The organism is Moorena sp. SIO3E8 (assembly GCF_010692445.1).
GTDB classification, from domain to species: domain Bacteria; phylum Cyanobacteriota; class Cyanobacteriia; order Cyanobacteriales; family Coleofasciculaceae; genus Moorena; species Moorena bouillonii.
In genome coordinates this window covers 1-20795 of sequence record NZ_JAAHHM010000016.1, presented here as the reverse complement: position 1 = coordinate 20795, position 20795 = coordinate 1, and the positions used below count along the sequence as shown (strand labels likewise).

Sequence of the window (20795 nt, the reverse complement as noted above, 5' to 3'; positions counted from 1 at the left end):
GTTACAATCAACAGGGTGTTTTTAATTGTGCCACCATACTCACACCAATCAGAAAATGCCTGAGGTTCTATGGTTTAGCCTTACCAAATTTTCTCCAGCTTCAGCACAAAACCCGGTAAAACCGGCTCACCGCTAACAGTAGCAGGATTGTCTAACCGTTCGGTTTCCATCCCAGGACGATAAACATAGACCCCTCGATGCTTGCGGTCTATCAGCCAGCCGAGCTTTGCCCCATTATCCATATACTCGGTCATTTTATTTTGCAAGCTGACGGGGTGACAAACAGCCTTAAAAGCTTTACGGGGTGACCGGGTGTGGGGTGATGGGTGTAGGGAACCCACCCCTAACCCCTCCCAGGAGGGGAAAGATCAGGAGCTGGCGGAGTGGCGACGGGACAGTTAAATCAGGTTTCGGAGCGATTGTTATCCAATGGCTCACTCCAAATTCGCTGTCTTGATGCAGTCGCTCATGGGGGAAACCCCCAAGACCGCGCTGCATCGCTGTCAGCCATGCTTTGCGCGAGTGGGGGAAACCACGGCAGTTGCTCATGGGGGGAACCCCCTTTGGCGGCACTGCCTCCCCAAGACCGCGCTGCATCGCTGTCAGCCATGCTTTGCGCGAGTGGTTTGAAGTTACCGTAAGACAGGCTCGCCTTAATCAATAAGTTTTAATCATGCATCTGCATAGCCTACCAACCATTTTGGCTCAACGTAATCAGGTTTCGTCTCCGGGGAAACCCCCTGTTCCGAAGCTGCATCGCTTCTATTTTCCCCACACCCCACACCCGGTCACCCCATACCCTGTCTAGTTTAATGCCTTGTTGTCACCCCCTCAGTTTTGCAAGGTAATTAGCTTATCACTAGGAGAGCGTAACTGATCCCTGAATTTTTACAGCTAGAGTGTATCTGTTTAACCATTTCAAGGTAACTTGTCAACTGCTATGCCTTCCTGATTCAATTAATTTTTTTAAAAGTCTTGCTAGATAAATAAAAATCTAGTCAACCAGCCAATTAATACTACAATATCAGCAAAAATAAAGTACCATCATAAGTAGCTGCTTAGTTGTTGTTTTTTTAGTTAATATTTATTATTGTATTTTATCTTGTTATTTTTTTATTTTTAACAATTAAACATCATATTATCAATATAATTAATTGACTAAAGCCTTGCTCATAAAAAAAAATTATGTAGAGACATTATAGCTAACAGATCTACATAATATATAGCAAATATCAGTGATGTTTGAGGTACTTTTTCCTAGGCTTTATAGGAGGCAGGGAGCAGGGAGCACGGAGCAGGGAGCACGGAGCAGCGAAAAGGGAAGAGCGAACAGGTAAGAGGTAAAAAATATTGTATCCCTCATAACAATAATAAACGCTATATAGGAATATCTAAAAATAGATAAAGTCTCTACTCTGTTTATTGATCAGGGATTGCATAGATTCGCTGAACGCTGATAGGTGACGGCTGAAATGATAGCTAATAGCTAAAGATTCGTTGGTTTGAAAGCCAATACAACACCCTGAGATTACTAGTTAGTTCTAAACAGAAAGGTAGGTATATGACAAATCTAATCATACGTCCCATATACGACATCCAAGGTGAAGGTCATATCTCACCATTTGTTGGTGAGTCTGTCATCACTACAGGTATTGTGACTGGGGTAGCGAGCAACGGCTTCTACCTACAAGACCCTTATGGAGATAATAATGATGCCACCTCAGACGGAATTTTTGTCTTTACCGATTCTACTCCTACAGTCAGAATCGGTGACGAAGTGCAAGTGAGTGGTGATGTCGAAGAATTTCGGCCTAGTAACCGTTCCAATGACTTAACCCTGACTCAAATTACTAACCTAACTAATATTAGGGTCTTATCATCGAACAATTCTTTACCTACTGCAGTGGTTATCGGTGAAGACCGTACACTACCTACAGAAATTATTGATGATGATGATTTAACTGACTTCTACGAAAGCCTAGAAGGGATGCGGGTGCAAATCAATAATGCTGTAGCGGTTTCTGCTACCAATAGCTTTGGTGAAATTTGGGCGGTTCCAGGTGATGGCATTGCTATTAGTGATGGTGACTTCAATCCAGAGCGAATTCAGATTGATGACACTCTATTGAATGGCACCTCTCCTATGGTTAATGTGGGTGACGAGCTCGGTACTGTAACAGGGGTACTTAGCTACAGTTTCGGTAACTTTGAACTCCAGTCTACTGAACCAATTAGTGCTACATCCGGTAACCTAACTCCAGAAATAACGAATACAGAAACGTTACCAATTGTCGATGTAAAGAGTGAGTTTGCTGAGGAAGCTAGCGACAATGACCTAATTTTGGCTCCCTTGACCTTACCTGAGCCAACTATTATCAATGGCACCGCAGGTAGTGAGAAGCTGACTGGTACTGATAACAATGACATTATCACTGGTTTCCAAGGTCGAGATCTGCTCACTGGTGGTGGTGGTAATGATCAGTTTGTTTACACCTCAGAGCGAGATGCTGGCGATCAGATCACCGACTTTGAAGTGGGAAGTGACAAAATTGTTCTTACTGAGTTATTTAATAATAACGGAATTACAGTTGCTAATTATGCGGATGCGATTAATCAGGGCTTTCTGAGTTTTGCTTCAGAGGACAATTATGCTGTTGTTTTATTTGACAAAGATGGCTCTGATGACAGCAATTATCAAGGGGTTTTCAGGGAATTAGAACAGGAATTTCCGTTTCCTTCTTTAAATACTAACTCAGATGGAAGTCAGATATTTCTGGTTCTCGAAAATGTTGATGTTGTTGAGCTACATGATGCTAGTAATTTTGTGATATGAAAGGTTGAAGCTTAGGAGGTTAAAGGTTGAAGGTTGGGAGGTTGAAGGTTGAAGGTTGGGAGGTTGAAGGTTGAAGGTTGGGAGGTTGAAGGTTGAAGGTTGGGAGGTTGAAGGTTGAAGGTTGGGAGGTTGAAGGTTGAAGGTTGGGAGGTTAAAGGTTGAAGGTTGGGAGGTTGAATAATGTTGAATAATCTTTATCCTGTTCCAAATAATTTTTAACGTTATTTAGCTGATTTTCGGTGCTTCTCAAAGGCTACAATAAATCCCGCTACTGTTAGAGTTGGTAGTCTACTCAAAAGACCTCTTGCAAAGTTCCAAAACTATTGCTAGCTTGCCTACTCCCGACTCCCTAATCCCGACTCCCGACTCCCGACTCCCGACTCCCGACTCCCTATCATTTACGCCAAGATAAACGAACAGGCATTTCCGACCGTGGCATCAATTCTGGGATCTCATGGGTAGCTTTAAACCTTGCCATGCGGTTACCATACCAGTTAGCTCCTGGAAAAGCCGTTAAACCATGAGCAAACACACTGATCAACACCGTCAGTACCATAGTACTAAAAATAACTTCACTACCCTGAATTCCATCCCCCTCTAAAATTAGTAAACCATACAATATTGAAGCTACTCCCCTTGGTCCAAACCAGCCCAGAAATAAGATAGTATACCAACGCAACTTCATGCCAATCACGCTAATAGCAACCCCTACCATCCGAGCAATGGTCAGAGTAGCAATTGCGTATAATACCATCTGCCAATTGACGCTATCCAGAGCAGGAAACACCATCATTGAGCCATAAATCATAAAAATCAGCAGCACCAGCAACTGTCCCTCTGCTTCTCCAAACTCATACAAACAATCACAAATTGATGGAGCCGTATTCCCTAGGGTTAAGCCAGCACAAAACGCCGCAATAAAACCATTTCCCCCCACTAATTCTGCGATCGCATAAGCGCATAAGGACAGTCCTAATACCGATAAATCTTCAAAACTATGAGTAATCCACTTGCGGCGAACACTCTGTGACACCAACCAACCGCCAATATAGCCAACTGCTACCCCAACGATTGGCCCTAGAATCACTTGCATAGCAGCAAAGCGAAACCAAAAGCTTGCTGTTCCCGTCCCTTCCATTGTTCCAGCTAAGGAGAGGAAAATTAATAGAATCGGTAAGCAAATACCATCATTCAAACCACTTTCAACATTGAGGGATTGACGAATACAAATCGGAACACTCCGACTGCTGACCACCGCTTGTCCTAAAGCTGCATCAGTGGGAGCCAGAATTGTTGCCAACGCTGCTGCTTCCCAGAATTCTAACCTACCTCCAAGCAACAGTACTGCCAAAATTGTTCCTAGGATAATTGTCAGCGGTAGACCAATACCTAACAGACGTACTGGTAAATTGTAGTCTCGACGCAACAGTTTAAGATTAATCCGAGAAGCATCAGTGAACAAAACCAGAATCAAGGTAAATTCAGCAATTATCCGAACAAGCTCATGCTCTACCTCCAGATTCAATAAACCCAACAATTGCGGACTCAATAAAATTCCAAAGATAACAAAAGCCATCGGTGGAGTAATCACACTTTTCTCAATACGCCCAGAAATTAAACCAAAGCCAAGGATAAATAGGGCAATAATCGCAAATAGTTCAGTGTTCATGAAATTGCTCTAAGTCTTGAGTGTGTCAGTGCTATAGCAAAGGGAACAGGGAATAGGGAATAGGGAGTAGGGAGCAGGGAGTAGGGAAAAAAACCTGTGTACCTCATAGTTATGAAAAGCGCTGATAGCTGATAGCTGATAGCTGATAGCTGATAGCTGATAGCTGATAGCTGATAGCTGATAGCTGATAGCTGATAGCTGATAGCTGATAGCTGATAGCTGATAGCTTAAGTTACAAAAGTCTCTTCTTGCCACCCAAGCCAATCAGCCAGATCACAACAAACAACCAGTGAATGAAGACAGCTGTCCAGATCGAGCCACTTTGAAGATAAGCAATAGTACAAATAATTCCCAAAAGCGTAGCTAGGAAGAGAAACATAGGTTTAAAAAATGTTTCCCGTGCCGCCGGATAGAAGGTGATAGCATTCAGAGGATGATAGATAACAAAAATGAATAAACTTACTGTAGACCAAGCGTATATTGAAATTAAGGAAGGGTTTTCTGAGGGATGAGGTAATAATAAAACCCGGAAAAATATCTCTTCAAGTATTGCTGGGGTAAACAGAGCAGTTATCAGAATCTTTAGCACTGGATGCCAAGAGGTTTTGACATTAACAGCACTTACATCAGTTTCCCTGAATAAGGGGGATAATCGGGTATTATGATCAGTTTCTTTTGAGAATGAAGATAATGGGGATTGCTCAATAGGAAGTAAGTTCTGATCCAGTTGCAGAAAGCCATTACGTAAACCAATCGGTAAAGCAATTAAACCATAGATCATAATTAAGATAACTACAATTACCCAAGTTTGACCATCAGGAAACGTTAATATCCCAGCCATCAAGCGCTCGGTAACTCTTTCAGCAAATTTGGCCGATATCTCCATAGTGACATCTCCATAGTGACATCTCTATAACGTAAGCATTCAGCCGTCAGCCATCAGTAGTCAGTAGTCAGTGTTTAGTAGTCAGTTGTGAGCGGTCAAGCCTTGGCCTTTGGCACCTCAAGTACCATGCACGTAGCCCATTAGCTGATAGCTGATAGCTGTTCGCGTTCGCGAAGCGTGGCCATTCGCGTAGCGTGGCCAACGGCCAAGGCCAAGCGTGCGCGTAGCGCATAAGCTGATAGCTTACTCTATAACTATTAACATAAGCATGTTAATACTTCTAAAGATTTACCAAACCATGACGCGATCGCATAAATTTAATCACTCCAGGTTCAGACCCTCCAGCAATCTTAATAAATCCATTTTTTTCCAAAACTCGGATAGATGGAATCAATTCCGGTAACGTCTCTGCTATCACTACCTCAATTGTGACATGGGAAAATGCCCAACTAATCAGTGCATTAACTGCTTCCGTAGCGTATCCAAACCTTTGAAACTCTGGTAGCACAGAATAGCCGATTTCTACCATACCATCCGGGGTAGCTTGTCCCTTAAAACCACCAATACCGATTAATTTTATTTCATTTTTGCTCTTGTCTAGAAGAACAAAATACCAGCACCACCAACCAATCTGATCCGAACCCTCCCTTAACCGTTGTGCAGTAAATGCCATAGTGCCAGCATGATGGCCTTCTGGGGGCCAAGCTTTTGGAATGTGAGCATCAATTAAAGCAGTAAACCGTGAGGGAGTCATTTCTGATTGCACCAGTTCTGGTGTACCGGCAATCAGTTCCAATCGATCTGTGGTGATGCTGATGTAAGTCAAGGTTTAAAATTCCCCATATCCAATGTTTAAAAAAGTTTAAGTTAATGGTTAAATCAACCAACGTTTAAATTTTGGTTTTATTAACATCATTTTTTTATTTTTAACCAGAATTCATACTTAAGCTATCAGCTATCAGCTATCAGCTATCAGCTTATGGGCTATGGGTAAGCTACGATAACAGCTTTTCAATCAAACAGGTAACCTTCATTTAATCTGATTTAAGTCTGCACCTCAAGTAGCTTCAGCTAAAGGCTGACGGCTGAATGCTGACGGCTGTTCGCGCAGCGTGCGCGTAGCGCATATGCTTACATTCATACTCCCTTAAATCCGACTTGCATTTCTTTAGTCGATTTTCCCACAATCATAGTATCAGTTTTAGGAAGTTTGCGAGAAATACCAATTTGATTCAGGACAATGCCGCAAATAATTACAGCACCACCAATATACTGAGCTATTGTTGGTACTTCTGAAAGAATCAAGTAAGCTGCTAAAATGCCCGCTACTGGACTAAAGGAACTGGCCAGAGAAACATCGGATGCATTAGTAGTCTTCAAACCCTTAAACCAACAGAGTTGACCCCCTACCACAATCACAGCCCCATAGAGTATCATCCATTGCCAGACAAAGGGTGAGAAAGCATCCATAAAGTGACCTACTCCAAATAACTTAATCACCACAACAAAGAAAATGACCGTACCTGTAGCAGTTCTGAAGACTGTAAAGATTCCCAGAGGGATTTGGCGCAGCTTCACTTTACTAATAATCGTAGAAATTGCTAATGCGATCGCTCCTACTGCTGCCATCAATTCACCGACACCAATCCTAAAACCTCCCGGCATATTAATCATGTTTTCCTGGGGAGGCTGAAGCGCAATAGTCAGGATTACACCAATAAATGAAATAATCGCACCAGCTATCACCCAACGATTTACCCGTTCTTTTAGAAGTAAAACTGACAAAGCCAAAGCAAGAGGAGGCTCAATGCGTCCAATTAGCACTACATTATTAACAGCAGTGCGCTCAAGAGCGATAAATATCAGAGATGGTGCCAGTGCTCCTGACAAAACTGCAACACCCAGTAACCCTAACCAATCTGTTCCAGATAGTTGTCTTATAGACCGAAAATTCCACTGTCGTCCATAAATACCAATCAACCCTAGCAACGCGCAGAGATTGCCAACAAACAAAACATTACAGAACGAAATAGGATTTCTACCATCAATTAAATTCTCTGCACCCAGGTCAGTCAGCTTACGAATGACCGAATTAGCTGCTGCAAAAATCAGGATAGCGATCAATAAGTAACCACGCCCTGGAATCCTATTCAACCAATCTGTTATTTTAGCAATGAAACTTGACATATAAGTTGACAATACCAAAGTTTCAGTGAATCATATCATGTCAAGTGGTGCGCGGTAGTGTTTATAGTCGAATATTTTTTGGGTAATAGGTAATAGGTAAGCATTCAGCGAGCCGTGCGCGCAGCGCATATCCTTACGCACTATAGTCAGCACATTGTTGGATCAGTTTGGCAATTAATCCAGTCCAACCAGTTTGGTGACTTGTTCCAATTCCTAAGCCACTATCGCCATGGAAATATTCATAGAACAGAATTAAATTGTGCCAATTCGGATCAGTTTTAAATTCCTTAATTTTGCCATAAAGAGGACGATGACTGGATTGATTTTTCTGGAAAATCCGAATCAGACGCCGGGATAGTTCTACAGAGACTTCCCCAAGGGTCATCAGATTACCTGACCCTGTAGGGCATTCCACTTTAAACGTATCTCCTAAATAGTAATGGAAGGTTTGCAAGGATTCAATTAAGAGATAGTTAAGGGGCATCCAAATCGGACCACGCCAGTTAGAATTTCCCCCAAATAACCCATTACTAGATTCAGCGGGTTCGTAGTCTACACGATGTTCATGATCATTGACATAGAATCGATAAGGATTATTCTTATGAAACTTAGAAATGGCTCGGATACCATAGTCACTTAAAAACTCATTTTCATCCAACAACTTGCTCAGAATGCGGCGGAATTTATCACTTTCTACCACTTTTCCAAGAGTCAGATAACATAGAGCAAGCATCCGCTTTGCGCCTACTCCCTTAGTTTCCATACAAGCAACATTGCGTTTGAGATCAGGGCGATGTTGAATAAACCACTCCAATCGTTTTTTAAAACCCGGAAGTTTATTGAGGGTCTCTGGTTCTATAGTAGTGACGGCAAACAGAGGAATTAACCCTACCATGGAGCGTACTTTCAGGCGCAACTGTTCCTGATTAGGTAAGTGTAGCACATCATAGAAAAAGCCATCCTCTTCATCCCACAATTGCGTCTCATCTTCCCCAATATTATTCATAGCAGCGGCAATGTAGAGGAAGTGTTCAAAAAACTTAGTAGCCATGTCTTCATAGACAGGGTTTTCTAAAGCTAATTCTAGGGCAATAGTGAGCATATTGAGACAGTACATTCCCATCCAGCTGGTGCCATCAGATTGCTCAATATACCCGCCGACTGGAAGCTCTGAACTGCGGTCAAATACTCCAATATTATCTAAGCCTAAAAATCCCCCTTCAAATACATTGTTGCCGTCGAAATCTTTGCGGTTAACCCACCAGGTAAAGTTAAGCAGAAGCTTTTGAAAGACCCGTTCTAAAAACTGGCGATCGCTTGTTCCATGGAACTGTTTTTCTAGCTGATAAACTTGCCAGGTTGCCCACCCATGCACGGGAGGATTGACATCTGAAAAGTTCCATTCATAAGCGGGAATTTGCCCATTGGGATGCATATACCACTCCCGCGTCATTAAGTCAAGTTGATTCTTAGCAAAATCTGGATCAATCATTGCTAAGGGGATGCAGTGGAATGCCAAATCCCATGCCGCAAACCAGGGATATTCCCATTTATCGGGCATAGAAATAATATCTGCATTGTTGAGATGATTCCATTGCTGATTCCTGACTTTGAGACGTTCTGGTGGAGGTGGGGGTTGATTGGGGTCACCCTTGAGCCAGGTTTCTACGTTGTAGTAATAATACTGTTTACTCCACAACAGTCCTGCGAAGGCTTGACGCTGAATATTACGCTGATCATTATTAAGTCCGGATGGTGCGATCGCATGGTAAAACTGATCCGCTTCTGAGCGACGGGTGGCAATAATCCGTGAAAACTCACTGCCAAAGGGTTGGGGGATATTGGGAGCATCACTCAGCCACAGCTTAATCACCCGAGTCTCCCCAGCACCAATAGTAAATCGGTAATGGGGAGCCACTTTTGTGCCGACTCTGCTAGGATTGACGGCATTCTTGTCACCCTGAACCACATAGTTATTAATGCCATCTTTAACATAGGCAGACTGATTCTCTACCCCAAACAAGCGCTGATAATTGGTTTCGTTATCAGTAAATAATAATTCTGGTGAACCCTCACAGTAAAACCACCGTTGTCCCAATGTGGGATGGGAGGCTTCCAGGACACTGAATTGGTGATCAGATTTAGCAACCTTGATTAAGGGCTTGGGAGAATTAGCATTCCAAGACCAAGTATTGCGGAACCAGAGAGTAGGTAAAATATGGAGGGTTTGAGGATCTGGTCCTCGATTAATGGCAGTAATTTGGATTAAAATTTGCTCCGCCGAGGCTTTGGCATACTCTAGGAATACATCATAGTAACGATTTTCCTGGAATACCCCTGTATCGAGCAGTTCAAACTCTGGTGCTTCCCGTCCCCGACGTTGGTTTTCCTGCACTAGCCAAGTATAGGGAAACTCAGCTTGGGGATATTTGTACAATCCCTTCATGTAGGAGTGGGTAGGAGTACTATCTAGATAGAAATAATACTCTTTAACATCTTCCCCGTGATTACCTTCAGTGCCCGTTAAACCATAAATCCGTTCTTTAAGGATGGGGTCTTTGCCGTTCCATAGCGCTAGGGCAAAACACAAATACTGTTGATCATCACAAATACCCAAAATACCATCTTCGCCCCAACGGTAAGTACGCGATCGCGCCTGGTCATGGGTAAAATAATCCCACGCTTGTCCATCTGGGCTATAGTCTTCTCGTACTGTTCCCCACTGTCGCTCACTTAGGTAAGGACCCCAGCGTTTCCAATGGATAATGTGATTGCGAGCTTCTTCCAGTCTTTGATATTCTTCAGTCATAACTCAGGCCAGCTGCATCGCTTTTAAAGTTGAAAGTTGAAGGTTGAAGGTTATTTTATTTAAGCTTAATTGGTGGTTCGCGTAGCGTGGCCGACAGGCCAAGGTTTAAGGTTAGTTAGTTGTTCGCCTTTGGCGTTCGGTGAAGGGTAGGTTTAAGATTAGTTGGTTGACGCTTAGTTGGCTTTGCTGGACTCCCGCTTCCCCTGCATAAATTAAACCATCGTTATCCAAGTGAATGCTGTAGCGAGTTCCCCGACGATGCCAGTCAATTACCTCTTCTAGAATTGGAAACAATTCCGCTATCAACCTCTGATCTTGCGTCGCTTCGTAATAGGCACGGATTGCCTCGAAATACCAGAGCGTAGCATCCACGGTGTTGTATTCTGCTTCCGTTCCTACATCTGGGAAGAGATTGGGTAACATCCCTTGATCTATATAACGGGCAAAGGTGGGAAGAATAGTGCAAGCAACGTCAGGAGGACCGGTCGAGAGAGTCAATGCTGGCAAACTAATCATGGTATCTGACCCCCAATCCCCAAACCAAGGGTAGCCTGCGATAATCGTTTTATCATCAGGTGCATCTGCTAACGGGCGGTTGACCATAAACTGGTCAGCCGTCCATACTAATTGCGGATCCAACTGGGGGTAGTTTTGAGATTGTGGGCAGCATCCCAACCCTTGATTAATGTCATTGGTAATTTTGGTAATTGTTAGTTTAAAATTGGTACTTGGCGAGTACCAATTTTAAGTTAGTTTAAGTTAATTTAAATTAGTTTAAATTAGTTTAAGATTATTTGTTCATAGCAACGATTTCCGCAATATCCATAGAGCAAATCATCACAGCAGTGTCTTCAAAACTAACTAACTTAAGATGATCCGGATTATCTATCAACTGTTGTGCTGCTAAAAAGCCAGCAATTGTCCAGGTTTGAACTTTCCTAGCTTTCTTGCCAATCAGGCGACCATTTTTACCATCATAGTACTCTGGCCAGTTATCCTTAAGCAGGCATTGGGCAGCAATGGTTAAGGCTTTACGAGCCAGTTCAGATTTGCCAGTTTTTTGTGCTGCTGCTGCCAATTCCCACAACAAGAAAGGCCAATTCCCCGCATTATGGTAAGACCAAGGAGTATTTTTGGGATCACAACCTGTGATAATTTGCCAATCGCGACCTTCCAAAGCCGGAAAACAAACTTTCATGGGCATTTCTCCCACTAAATCCTCCCAGCGTTGCTCGATCAAGTCCATAATGGCTTGGGATTGTTCTTCAGTAGCTAGGGAAGTAATAATTGCCATTAAATTACCTTGGGCAAAAAAGCGAAAATCCATCCGCCCTGGTCCAAGGTTACCCACAAAATATCCCCCTGAATCTGGCAACCATTGCATTAGCCAATCAGGAATAGTGTCAGCATAGACATTAAACTTATTGATTGCCGCTTCACCGAACTCTTCCACATCGTAGCGATAGATTTCCTTGAGGCGGTCTAAATTCAACCAATAGTAATTTCGAATATGAAAAGTCAGATGACCCAAGCGCTCCTTGACCACAGGAACGTAATCATCCTCTGGCAACAACAACTCACTCGCTGCCTGCAAGGCAGTGTAGAATAGGGCTTGAATATCCAACGGATAGCCATCAACTCCCATCCGTCGGTCAATCATGAAGGCACCATCGGGAACCAACATCGTGGGAAACAGATCAAATCGCTTAGTCAGACACAGATCTAGAACTAATTTGATTCCCCGTTGGAACCTTGTCTGGTGGGCAAGGGCTTGATCACCAGTTGCCTTGACATAAGCCCTTAACACCAGCAGCCACCACAAGCCAGAATCTACTGGAGCAACTCGTGCGATCGCATGTTCCCCAAAATCCGCCCCTAAATACTCCTGTTCCTTCTTATGTATCACTTTAAAGCTCGCTGGCATCAATCCAAGACCCGCCTTAAAGCAATCCATATGCTTTTCACGGCTTTGAAGCCCTAGGGTTTCGATCAGGAAATTGCGCACAATTTCTCCCTTGCCCCTCATCAGCAATGCCATAGCCGACACCGCGAAATCCCGGGTAAAGCACTGGTCATAATTCAGGGCTTCCATATCCGAGTCTTTCGACGCCACTGTGCCCACGGGATGACCTTGATAATAGATAATCGAATCTTCCAGGGCTTGCCAAGCTGCCTCGATCAGATTACCTTCGCTTCCCATATAAAATTTCTCCTTTAAGTTGTCCATCTGGTTGATGCTAGCTTAACTCCTTTGAAAAAATCCTGGAGTACTTGGCTCGGATATCGAAAGACAAAGAACTTCGGGAACTTCAGATCAAGGAACTTCGGATCAAGGAACAGGGCATAGGTCAGAATAATTGACGCAAGCCTTATCATAAAAATACTAATGCTGCAAGGTCTAACCAAACAACCTTGGCCTTTGGCAACGGGTGCGCGTTCAACATTCAACCAAACAACCTTCAACCTTGGCCTTTGGCCACGCGTTCGTGTTCAACCAAACAACCTTCAACCTTGGCCTTTGGCCACGCGTTCGCGTTCAACCAAACAACCTTCAACCTTGGCCTTTGGCCACGCGTTCGCGTTCAACCAACCTTGGCCTATTGGCCACGGGTGCGCGTTCAACATTCAACCAAACAACATTCAACATTCAACCAAACAACATTCAACCTTCAACCAAACAACATTCAACCTTCAACCAAACAACATTCAACCTTTAACCAAACAACCTTCAACCTTTAACCAAACAACATTCAACCTTCAACCCTATTTACTCTAGTCACTCAGGACTGGCTCAAGTAACATTGCTGTACCGACAGGAAAGGGATAGGATATATTTTCGGTCAGGGCAGACACTCGATAAAGCATCGCTCCCCCTTCTCGATTTTGTTCTACCCCATCCATCACAATGCGCAGAACATTGCCTGGTTTAACAGGTTCATTCAAGGTCACCGTAAGAGCGGTACCACCTTCAGCACTCTTAGAAACTGCTGTGGTTGCTGGCACTCTCTCACCAAACTGATTAGTAACCTTTGCTTTGCGAACACCAGCGAGATTGGTACACTCAATCACAAGAGCATTAATGGGAAAGGCAGCCACAGCAACGGTAATAAAATGCCTATCCCCTGCAGCTCCAGCAATTCCAGCACTGGCAACATAGGGAGCATTCGGCACAAAACCGGCTTGAGCCTGAGCTACTGGCACCAGACTGGGGATGGCTATAGGCAGCACAGATGCGGCGAATGCTAGGGCTGAAACTGCTCCGAAAACTTGTTTTTTCATCACTCAATCGTCTTGGGATACCAGACTTAAACAACGTTGAGTTGATTTGAAAAAACACCTATGGAAATTGTCTGCCTGAAAAAATCGGGAATTTGACCTAGATTGGAATCGGCTATTTGCTGGTAATTTTCGTAAAAAATTGGAAAAAATTGCTTGATTGGACGGAAATTTTGGCAATTCTATGTCAAAGTAAAACTAGTGTTTGGTGTGTTGGCTTTCAACCTAGTCAATGATGGCAGAAGAAGCCCTAGCTGTTTTGGACACAATTTTGCCCGATTACTCCTTCAGTAACCTTCAAGAGACCGTCTTCTGTGAAGTTTGGGAAGGTAAGACTTACGCTGAGATTGCGGAAAGCTGCGGGTATGAGCATAGTTACATTAGAGATGTAGGATTCAAACTTTGGCAACGTCTGTCTGTGGCTCTCAAACAAAAAGTTACCAAAAGTAATGTCCGGTCAGTTTTGAGGCGGTACTCCCGAGCTCAGCTATCCTCTCTAGGGATTTATGGCTATCAGGACAGGATAAAAACCAGCGTCGGGAATTCCCTATCCCCTGCTCTGGTACCAGAGCTAGACTTTCCCAGTGGTCCGGTACCACTAAACTCCAATTTATACATCGAACGTCCTCCCATTGAAGCGCTCACCTACGCAGAAGTTAGCAAACCAGGTAGCCTCATTCATATTAAAGGCCCCAGACAGAAAGGAAAGACTTCCCTAGTGCGAAGGATTTTGGCTTATGCCAAGAAACAGGGCTTTCGTACTGTTAGTTTAAGTTTACACCGAGCTGACTCCCAAGTTTTCAGCAACCTGGATAAGTTCTTACGTTGGTTTTGTGCCAACGTCAGTCGGCAATTGGGTTTATCCCTCCAACTCGATCACTATTGGGATTCTGACATTGGCTCTAAGGTGAGTTGTACCACTTACTTTGAAGACTATTTGCTAGAGCAAGTCGATAGGCCAATTGTTATTGCTTTAGATGAAGTTAATCAAATTTTTGAGTATCCAGAACTTTCTAGGGATTTTCTGTCTTTGCTACGCTCTTGGTATGAGGATGCTAGGGAACTGGAAATTTGGCAAAACGTAAGATGGGTGATAGCTCATGCTACAGATGTATATGTGCCACTAAAACTTAATCAATCGCCCTTTAATGTTGGCCTAGCCATTAAACTCCCAGAATTTACCAATGAGCAAGTGCTAGACTTAGCCCAGCGTCATGGTTTGGATTGGGCAAAAGGTGACCAAGCCATGAAACGTCTTGCTCCTTTAGTGACTATGGTAGGTCGTTGTCCCAGTTTAATTCGTCTTGCCCTTTATCATCTCACTAAACAGGATGTTAGCTTAGAACAATTACTAGAGGAAGCACCAACTCAAACTGGAATTTATAGTAACTATTTGCGTTACTATCTAGCCGCTTTGCTACCCCATCCTGACCTAGTCGCTGCTTTTAAGGAAGTAGTCATGGCCACAGAAAGTGTGGAATTAGAAGCACTAACTGCCTATAAATTGGAAAGCTTGGGTTTGATCAGAATTCAGGGGAATCGAGCCACAGCTAGCTGCGAACTATATCGTCTATTTTTTAGAAATCAATTCGTGAATGAAATAAGAGTTAGTGGTTATTAGTTATTAGTCATGTCAACGAGATACAAAAAAAGCGATCGCCTAGCGTGACCTACGGTCAATCGCGAAGCGTGACGGGTCGCACCTGTGGAATAGGCATCTTGCCTGTTCGGGGATTTTTTGGAGCGGGCAGGATGCCCACTCTACTCCGATCCATTCGTTTGATTCAGCAACGCCATCCTAGTCACCAATTTACGATTAGATCTAACTAGTGGAGGTAAGCGGACTCGAACCGCTGACATCCTGCTTGCAAAGCAGGCGCTCTACCAACTGAGCTATACCCCCAGGCAAAGACAACTTAAGCTAAATTAAGCTTAGTGTATCAACCGCACTTTTGTTATTATACATCATCCAACTGGAAAGTCAACCAAGATAGCCAAAAAATTTTCCCATAGACATCGCAACAGTACTATTACCATAGCACCTTAATGCGGGGTCTTACCATACGCCAATATAGTAAATAGTGAGGCACTTTCCGACTCAGGACTCAAAACTCAGCACTATTTTCACCCCTTAACCGGATCATGACCCAGGTAGTTGCAACATTTTACAAATTTGTCAGATTGCCAGACTTTGCCGATAAACGACCCTCCTTACTAGCCCATTGTCAAGCTCAAGGCATCACAGGAACGATTCTGCTTGCAGCAGAAGGCATTAACAGCACCATCGCAGGCTCCCGTCAAGCCATTGATTCAGTCCTAGCGTTCCTCCGTTCCGATCCCCGTCTGGCCGACTTAGAGCATAAAGAATCCTACACCGACTCCCCCCCATTCAACCGCCTGAAAGTCCGGTTAAAGAAAGAAATTGTTACCATCGGTTTGCCAGAGGTTGACCCCAATCAACAGGTAGGTACCTATGTTAAACCCCAGGACTGGAATGCTCTAATTTCAGATCCAGACGTAGTCCTGATTGATACTCGCAATACCTATGAAGTAAATATCGGAAGCTTCAAAGGTGCCCAAAATCCCCATACTGACTCATTCCGACAATTCCCTGATTATGTTCGCCACCACCTCGATTCCACCAAAGATAAAAAAGTAGCCCTGTTTTGTACAGGGGGTATTCGCTGTGAAAAAGCCTCATCCTTTATGTTGAGTCAGGGTTTTAAACAGGTCTATCATCTCAAAGGTGGCATTCTCAAGTATTTAGAACAAGTCCCAGAAGAGGAAAGTTTATGGGAGGGGGAGTGCTTTGTCTTCGATCAACGAATTGCTCTCAAGCACAAGTTGGAAGCTGGAACCCACCATATGTGCTACGGTTGTGGAAATCCAATTTCCCAAGCTGATCTCAATTCCCCTAAATATATCAAAGGTATTTGTTGCCCTTACTGTTTTGATGATCTCAGCAAAGAAGCATAAACGTCAGCGGTCAGCAGTCAGTGGTCAGCGGTCAGCGGTCAGCGGTCAGCGGTCAGCGGTCAGCGGTCAGCGGTCAGCGGTCAGCGGTCAGCGGTCAGCGGTCAGCGGTCAGCGGTCAGCCGTCAGCCGTCAGCTGACGTAACAGAGATTAAACCAATGCTTACCTGTTTGATTCAAAAGCACCTCAAGTAGCACCATCTGTAGCGCATTAGCACCTCAAGTAGCGTGCGCGTAGCGCTTAAGCTGATAACTGATAACTGATAGCTGATAGCACCTCAAGTAGCGTGCGCGTAGCGCTTAAGCTGAATGCTTACCTTCATACTTCTGACTTCATACTTCATACTTCTTTAGCGCTAGGGTCAATCCATCAGCAATCGGTACCAAACTAAGGTTGACCCGTTGGTCTTGAGATAGCTTTTGATTAAATGCTCGAATTACCTCAGTTTTGTTATCGACTACCTCAGGATCTGCTACTCGCCCCGACCAGAGGACATTATCCACAGCAATAACTCCACCATTACGCACCAGTTTCAGTGCCTGCTCGTAATAGTTTTCGTAGTTCCGTTTATCGGCATCAATGAAGGCAAAATCAAACGTACCTGCCTGTCCTTCTTCCACCAACCGCTCCAGAGTGTCCAGTGCTGGGGCAATTTGCAGGTCAATTTTGTCAGCTACTCCAGCTTGTTGCCAGTAGCGACGTGCGATCGCAGTATACTTCTCACTGATATCACAAGCAACCACCTTTCCCTCTGGTGGCAAAGCTAAGGCTACAGCTAAAGAACTATAGCCCGTAAATACCCCCACCTCTAGAGTTTTCTTGGCTCCCATCAACTGCACTAGTAAGGCCATAAACTGCCCCTGTTCAGGAGCTATTTGCATCATACCCATGGAATGCTGTGCTGTTTCCAGCCTCAGCTGGGTCAAAACTTCTGGCTCTCTTAGAGAAACAGATTTTAAGTAGTCGTAAAGCTGCTTGTCTAGTCCAAAGGTTTGATTAGCCATTGATATTTAGTTTGCTCAAAGCTATTATTTTCCAGAGGTTGCTCAATCTATAGCGTTGATCATACTTATGAGGTACCTTCAAGTTTCTTATACCAAGTTGCGGTCAAAGGTACAACTTTCTCTTCCGCCAATCTCCCTATCTCCCTATCTCCCCATCTCCCCATATTCCCCTCCTGGGAGGGGTTAGGGGTGGGTCCCTATCTCCCTATCTCCCTATCCAACCAATCTACTCTCTTTGAATGCAACTCGGTATTACCCCTACTCCCGACTCCCGACTCCCGACTCCCTACTCCCTTTGCTAAATGATAGTATTCATCGTTAATTTTTCATCAGTCCATGTTGCTTTGGTTATTCCTTGCTGTTCCCTATTGGTGGGATGATTTGTACAGTCGAACTTCCCCTAGCCATAGGGAAAGTAAATCCTTATCCTGGAAACAGCAAGTGCTCAATTAAGGGCTGAGGGCAAAAAGCAAGACATGGGACGTATATTTATTTCAGCAGGTCACGGTGGCATGGAACGTGGTGGTCTTGACCCAGGGGCGATTGCCGGTGGGACAACGGAAGCCGAAGAAATGATTGGGCTGCGAGATATGGTGGTGCCAGAATTGCGATCGCGTCGGTATGAAGTATTATCTGTTCCTGATGAATTGAGTTTAAAGCAGACAATTCAATGGATTAATGACCGTGCTGGTTTTGGTGATGTAGCGCTAGAGATTCATGCTGATGCCTTTTCCAATCCTAACATCCGAGGTGCCTCTGCTTTTTACATTTTCAATAACACTGAGCGCAAGAAGCATGGTGAACTAATGCTGCGCTATTTGATCACACGCCTTCCTGAACTGCCCAATCGAGGAGCAAAACCCGATACGGACTCAGGTGTTGGGCGTCTTGCCTTTTGCCGTGATGTTATCCTGCCCTCCCTACTGCTCGAAGTTGGCTTTCTGACTAATCCCCAAGACCGTGCTCTGCTCCAGAATCGACGTCGTGACATGGCCAGAGGCATAGCTGATGGACTTGCCCAATGGAGTAGTTTGATATCTGGTGAACAGCCACCCGATCAACTCAATCCCGTTTATCCCATCATTGATATTAAAATCAATAATCAGACTTACGATGATCGAGGTGTTCTAATCAATAGCAATTCTTACATTCCCATTGACCTAGCCGATCGCCTAGGAGTGGATTTGACCACCGCCGAGAATGTCCGTCGTGTGCAATATCGGGGAGTCGTTTATGTTAAGGCCATTGAACTAAGAGATTATAACATCTTTGTCGGTTGGGATGCTCCTACCCGCACTGTGATTTTGCGCTCAATTTCCCAGAAAATCTGTCCAGGTCTGATTGACCGGATCATGGGTCATGGTAGCACCTCCGAAGTCCAGTTACAGATATTTCTTAAAAACAATAATCAGAACGCCCTGACTGAGTTTCCTGACCTAGCTAGGCTCTATCGAGAAGAAGCCTCGATTGAGGGAGTCAACTATGACATTGCCTTTGCCCAAGCTTGTGTAGAAACTAACTTCCTACGCTTTAGCGATCGCCTTAGACCTGAGCAAAATAATTTTGGTGGTTTGGGAGCAGTGACTAGTGAGGAAGAAGCGACTTTTCCTAGCGCTAGAATTGGAGTACGTGCCCATATCCAACATTTGAAAGCCTACGCCAGTCAGGAACCCCTAGTCCAACCCTTGGTCGATCCCCGGTTTCGCTTCGTTACCCGAGGGATTGCTCCCTTAGTTGAACAGCTCAGTGGCCGCTGGTCAGCTGACTTAGATTATGGCAAGCGAATTATCGCCGTTGTCAGGCGTTTATATGAAGCATCTAACTTGCTTTGATCCCGATTCCCGATTCCCGATTCCCGATTCCCGTTCCCCTCCTGGGAGGGGTTAGGGGTGGGTTCCGATTCCCGATTCCCGATTCCCGATTCCACCTCAAGCAGCCCTCTAACTCAGCGCTGCAAGCGCACTAAGCATTTAGATGTTTGACATTCCTAAACTCCAAAACTTAGTCATAGTTTACTTCTGACTTCTGACTTCTGACTTCTGACTTCTGACTTGCGCGTAGCGCTATAACTACTAAGCTGTCTTGAAAAACCGGATAATTTCTCGGACATTATCCAGAAATTGACTATCTGTAGTTAATTGTGCGATCGCATTTTCAGAATCCCGAGCTAAACGTTGGTGTTCCGCATTGTTATTAGCTTCCAGTTGTGCCATTGATGCTTCAAGTTGGGCTAAGCCTTTGCGAGTCTCTTCCCAGTAACGCTGATGGGTTGCCACCCAAGAGTAAGGTTCTTCTGGGTCTAGTTTCTCTTCTAGACCTTTGACAGTTCTTTCGAGAGCTTCAAAACGATTCTGTAGTTCCATTACATCTCGGCGAGGATACTTAAACTCTTGCCGGATCATCCTTAACCGGGCTGCTAAATACTGGTAAAAACGTACCGCTGGACGCAAAGCAGTTAAAAGCAAAGCTGCTCCCGAACTGACGTAGCCTACAGCACTAATCCCAGTGGCAGCAAGGATGTACAGACCCACAGCAGATAACAGGTGAAGGGCGATTGCTACGGTTAGCGATCGCTTAGCTATCATTTCCACATAGTTTAATTGCTTCGGGTCAACCGCAATCTCATTTGCCCTGGAAGCCGACCCCTCTGCTAAAACTTCCCTAGCTTCCAAGTGGACATTCCACGGAACTGTCACAATCACCAACAGCCACCAAAAGCTAGCCACACCAATTATCCAATCTAGGAAATGACCAGTACTAATGTGCAACCATTGCAACAGCCCAAACACCAATAGAGTTAGAATTCCTAACCCAGTCCCTACACCAGCAATATTAAATAACATCCTAGCGACCTCCGACGGATTTTCAGCCTTGATCCCATCATGCTTAGAGATAACCCTCAGGCTCGAAAACCTTGTGATAGTTTCGCTAGCTTCACACTGATATTAGGTAAGTATTCAGCTATCAGCCGTCAGCTGTCAGCCGTCAGCTAATCAACGGTAGGTAGTTGCTAGTGCTGCTTCAGGGACGGAGGTGTAACTATGAGCATTTAATCTCATCAAACCTTTTCATATCTCTACAAAGATGTTAGTATAGATTTGTAGAGGTTAAGCCGTTATGAAAAAATATGTCACCCCAAAAGAGGCAGCCGAATATT

General features: G+C 44.3%; 20 protein-coding genes, 1 tRNA gene and 2 pseudogenes. 9 read left to right on the top strand and 14 right to left on the bottom strand.

All coding sequences use genetic code 11. The features are described 5' to 3' along the window. Positions 1-80 precede the first annotated feature (80 nt). Positions 81-266 (bottom strand): annotated as a pseudogene (locus F6K46_RS09160) (Uma2 family endonuclease); the annotation flags it as partial. 190 nt (positions 267-456) lie between these two features. Between F6K46_RS09160 and F6K46_RS09155 the strand changes: the two are divergent. From F6K46_RS09155 to F6K46_RS09145, 3 genes are all read left to right on the top strand, one after another. Next, positions 457-630 (top strand): hypothetical protein, encoded by a 174-nt coding sequence (locus tag F6K46_RS09155; RefSeq protein ID WP_293055429.1) that lies wholly within the window; start codon positions 457-459, stop codon positions 628-630. A gap of 931 nt (positions 631-1561) precedes the next feature. After that, positions 1562-2833, top strand: a complete 1272-nt coding sequence (locus F6K46_RS09150; RefSeq protein ID WP_075900613.1) for a hypothetical protein — start codon at positions 1562-1564, stop codon at positions 2831-2833. 280 nt (positions 2834-3113) lie between these two features. Then, positions 3114-3245 (top strand): hypothetical protein, encoded by a 132-nt coding sequence (locus tag F6K46_RS09145; protein WP_293116959.1) that lies wholly within the window; start codon positions 3114-3116, stop codon positions 3243-3245. Here F6K46_RS09145 and F6K46_RS09140 read toward each other — a convergent pair. The 9 genes and pseudogenes from F6K46_RS09140 to F6K46_RS09100 form a co-directional block, all read right to left on the bottom strand. Then, a complete protein-coding gene (locus F6K46_RS09140; RefSeq protein ID WP_293055426.1) occupies positions 3228-4502 on the bottom strand; it encodes a sodium:proton antiporter in 1275 nt (424 codons plus the stop codon). The two genes, F6K46_RS09145 and F6K46_RS09140, sit on opposite strands and share 18 nt — an antisense overlap. 9 nt (positions 4503-4511) lie before the next feature. Continuing rightward, entirely contained in the window at positions 4512-4757 is a 246-nt protein-coding gene (locus F6K46_RS09135; protein ID WP_293055424.1) for a hypothetical protein, read from the bottom strand. Next, positions 4735-5388 carry a CPBP family glutamic-type intramembrane protease gene (locus tag F6K46_RS09130; RefSeq protein WP_293055422.1) on the bottom strand — a complete coding sequence of 218 codons (654 nt, stop codon included), beginning with the start codon at positions 5386-5388 and terminating at the stop codon, positions 4735-4737. The genes F6K46_RS09135 and F6K46_RS09130 overlap by 23 nt, the downstream gene beginning before the upstream one ends. Before the next feature lie 67 nt (positions 5389-5455). Further along, positions 5456-5620 (bottom strand): hypothetical protein, encoded by a 165-nt coding sequence (locus F6K46_RS09125; RefSeq protein ID WP_293055420.1) that lies wholly within the window; start codon positions 5618-5620, stop codon positions 5456-5458. Between the two features lie 48 nt (positions 5621-5668). Continuing rightward, the gene (locus F6K46_RS09120; protein WP_293055418.1) at positions 5669-6214 is read right to left on the bottom strand and encodes a GNAT family N-acetyltransferase; all 546 of its coding nucleotides are present in this window, start codon (positions 6212-6214) and stop codon (positions 5669-5671) included. 311 nt (positions 6215-6525) lie between these two features. Next, on the bottom strand, positions 6526-7575 hold the full coding sequence (locus F6K46_RS09115; RefSeq protein ID WP_293055416.1) for a DMT family transporter: 1050 nt from the start codon (positions 7573-7575) through the stop codon (positions 6526-6528). Positions 7576-7708: 133 nt separating this feature from the next. Next, a complete protein-coding gene (locus tag F6K46_RS09110) occupies positions 7709-10384 on the bottom strand; it encodes a glucosidase (protein ID WP_293055414.1) in 2676 nt (891 codons plus the stop codon). 186 nt (positions 10385-10570) lie between these two features. Further along, positions 10571-11014 (bottom strand): annotated as a pseudogene (locus F6K46_RS09105) (amylo-alpha-1,6-glucosidase); the annotation flags it as partial. A 160-nt stretch (positions 11015-11174) separates the two neighbouring features. Further along, a complete protein-coding gene (locus F6K46_RS09100; protein WP_293055412.1) occupies positions 11175-12584 on the bottom strand; it encodes a glycoside hydrolase 100 family protein in 1410 nt (469 codons plus the stop codon). A gap of 186 nt (positions 12585-12770) precedes the next feature. Here F6K46_RS09100 and F6K46_RS09095 point away from each other — a divergent pair, with 186 nt between their 5' ends. Beyond that, entirely contained in the window at positions 12771-13160 is a 390-nt protein-coding gene (locus F6K46_RS09095) for a hypothetical protein (protein WP_293039691.1), read from the top strand. Here F6K46_RS09095 and F6K46_RS09090 read toward each other — a convergent pair. Next, entirely contained in the window at positions 13157-13663 is a 507-nt protein-coding gene (locus F6K46_RS09090) for a DUF2808 domain-containing protein (RefSeq protein ID WP_293019371.1), read from the bottom strand. The two genes, F6K46_RS09095 and F6K46_RS09090, sit on opposite strands and share 4 nt — an antisense overlap. A 229-nt stretch (positions 13664-13892) precedes the next feature. Here F6K46_RS09090 and F6K46_RS09085 point away from each other — a divergent pair, with 229 nt between their 5' ends. Further along, positions 13893-15281, top strand: coding sequence for an AAA-like domain-containing protein (locus F6K46_RS09085; protein WP_293019373.1), 1389 nt, complete (start codon positions 13893-13895; stop codon positions 15279-15281). A gap of 209 nt (positions 15282-15490) precedes the next feature. Here F6K46_RS09085 and F6K46_RS09080 read toward each other — a convergent pair. After that, a tRNA-Ala gene (locus tag F6K46_RS09080) sits at positions 15491-15563 on the bottom strand. Between the two features lie 239 nt (positions 15564-15802). On the opposite strand from F6K46_RS09080, the gene F6K46_RS09075 reads away from it, so the two are divergent. Together F6K46_RS09075 and F6K46_RS09070 are read left to right on the top strand one after the other, a co-directional pair. Continuing rightward, the gene (locus tag F6K46_RS09075; protein WP_293055410.1) at positions 15803-16636 is read left to right on the top strand and encodes a rhodanese-related sulfurtransferase; all 834 of its coding nucleotides are present in this window, start codon (positions 15803-15805) and stop codon (positions 16634-16636) included. A 20-nt stretch (positions 16637-16656) separates the two neighbouring features. Next, positions 16657-16773, top strand: coding sequence for a hypothetical protein (locus F6K46_RS09070; protein WP_366510692.1), 117 nt, complete (start codon positions 16657-16659; stop codon positions 16771-16773). Positions 16774-16966: 193 nt separating this feature from the next. On the opposite strand, the gene F6K46_RS09065 is transcribed toward F6K46_RS09070, so the two are convergent. After that, a complete protein-coding gene (locus F6K46_RS09065; RefSeq protein WP_293055406.1) occupies positions 16967-17638 on the bottom strand; it encodes a class I SAM-dependent methyltransferase in 672 nt (223 codons plus the stop codon). 476 nt (positions 17639-18114) lie between these two features. Here F6K46_RS09065 and F6K46_RS09060 point away from each other — a divergent pair, with 476 nt between their 5' ends. Then, positions 18115-19470: an N-acetylmuramoyl-L-alanine amidase gene (locus tag F6K46_RS09060; protein ID WP_293055404.1), complete on the top strand. Its 1356-nt coding sequence runs from the start codon at positions 18115-18117 to the stop codon at positions 19468-19470. Beyond that, complete coding sequence (locus F6K46_RS09055) at positions 19467-19604, top strand: hypothetical protein (protein WP_293055402.1); 138 nt, start codon at positions 19467-19469, stop codon at positions 19602-19604. The genes F6K46_RS09060 and F6K46_RS09055 overlap by 4 nt, the downstream gene beginning before the upstream one ends. Before the next feature lie 106 nt (positions 19605-19710). Here F6K46_RS09055 and F6K46_RS09050 read toward each other — a convergent pair whose 3' ends face one another. Continuing rightward, the gene (locus F6K46_RS09050; RefSeq protein WP_293019387.1) at positions 19711-20481 is read right to left on the bottom strand and encodes a hypothetical protein; all 771 of its coding nucleotides are present in this window, start codon (positions 20479-20481) and stop codon (positions 19711-19713) included. Positions 20482-20795: the final 314 nt, after the last annotated feature.

What these genes read in the sequence shown, in the direction of transcription:
- F6K46_RS09110 (WP_293055414.1), bottom strand. Translation starts at nt 10,384, where the DNA reads ATGACTGAAGAATATCAAAGACTGGAAGAAGCTCGCAATCACATTATC.
- F6K46_RS09085 (WP_293019373.1), top strand. Translation starts at nt 13,893, where the DNA reads ATGATGGCAGAAGAAGCCCTAGCTGTTTTGGACACAATTTTGCCCGAT.
- F6K46_RS09075 (WP_293055410.1), top strand. Translation starts at nt 15,803, where the DNA reads ATGACCCAGGTAGTTGCAACATTTTACAAATTTGTCAGATTGCCAGAC.
- F6K46_RS09130 (WP_293055422.1), bottom strand. Translation starts at nt 5,388, where the DNA reads ATGGAGATATCGGCCAAATTTGCTGAAAGAGTTACCGAGCGCTTGATG.
- F6K46_RS09060 (WP_293055404.1), top strand. Translation starts at nt 18,115, where the DNA reads ATGGGACGTATATTTATTTCAGCAGGTCACGGTGGCATGGAACGTGGT.
- F6K46_RS09140 (WP_293055426.1), bottom strand. Translation starts at nt 4,502, where the DNA reads ATGAACACTGAACTATTTGCGATTATTGCCCTATTTATCCTTGGCTTT.
- F6K46_RS09115 (WP_293055416.1), bottom strand. Translation starts at nt 7,575, where the DNA reads ATGTCAAGTTTCATTGCTAAAATAACAGATTGGTTGAATAGGATTCCA.
- F6K46_RS09150 (WP_075900613.1), top strand. Translation starts at nt 1,562, where the DNA reads ATGACAAATCTAATCATACGTCCCATATACGACATCCAAGGTGAAGGT.
- F6K46_RS09050 (WP_293019387.1), bottom strand. Translation starts at nt 20,481, where the DNA reads ATGTTATTTAATATTGCTGGTGTAGGGACTGGGTTAGGAATTCTAACT.
- F6K46_RS09065 (WP_293055406.1), bottom strand. Translation starts at nt 17,638, where the DNA reads ATGGCTAATCAAACCTTTGGACTAGACAAGCAGCTTTACGACTACTTA.
- F6K46_RS09155 (WP_293055429.1), top strand. Translation starts at nt 457, where the DNA reads ATGCAGTCGCTCATGGGGGAAACCCCCAAGACCGCGCTGCATCGCTGT.
- F6K46_RS09125 (WP_293055420.1), bottom strand. Translation starts at nt 5,620, where the DNA reads ATGCGCTACGCGCACGCTTGGCCTTGGCCGTTGGCCACGCTACGCGAA.
- F6K46_RS09090 (WP_293019371.1), bottom strand. Translation starts at nt 13,663, where the DNA reads ATGAAAAAACAAGTTTTCGGAGCAGTTTCAGCCCTAGCATTCGCCGCA.
- F6K46_RS09100 (WP_293055412.1), bottom strand. Translation starts at nt 12,584, where the DNA reads ATGGGAAGCGAAGGTAATCTGATCGAGGCAGCTTGGCAAGCCCTGGAA.
- F6K46_RS09095 (WP_293039691.1), top strand. Translation starts at nt 12,771, where the DNA reads ATGCTGCAAGGTCTAACCAAACAACCTTGGCCTTTGGCAACGGGTGCG.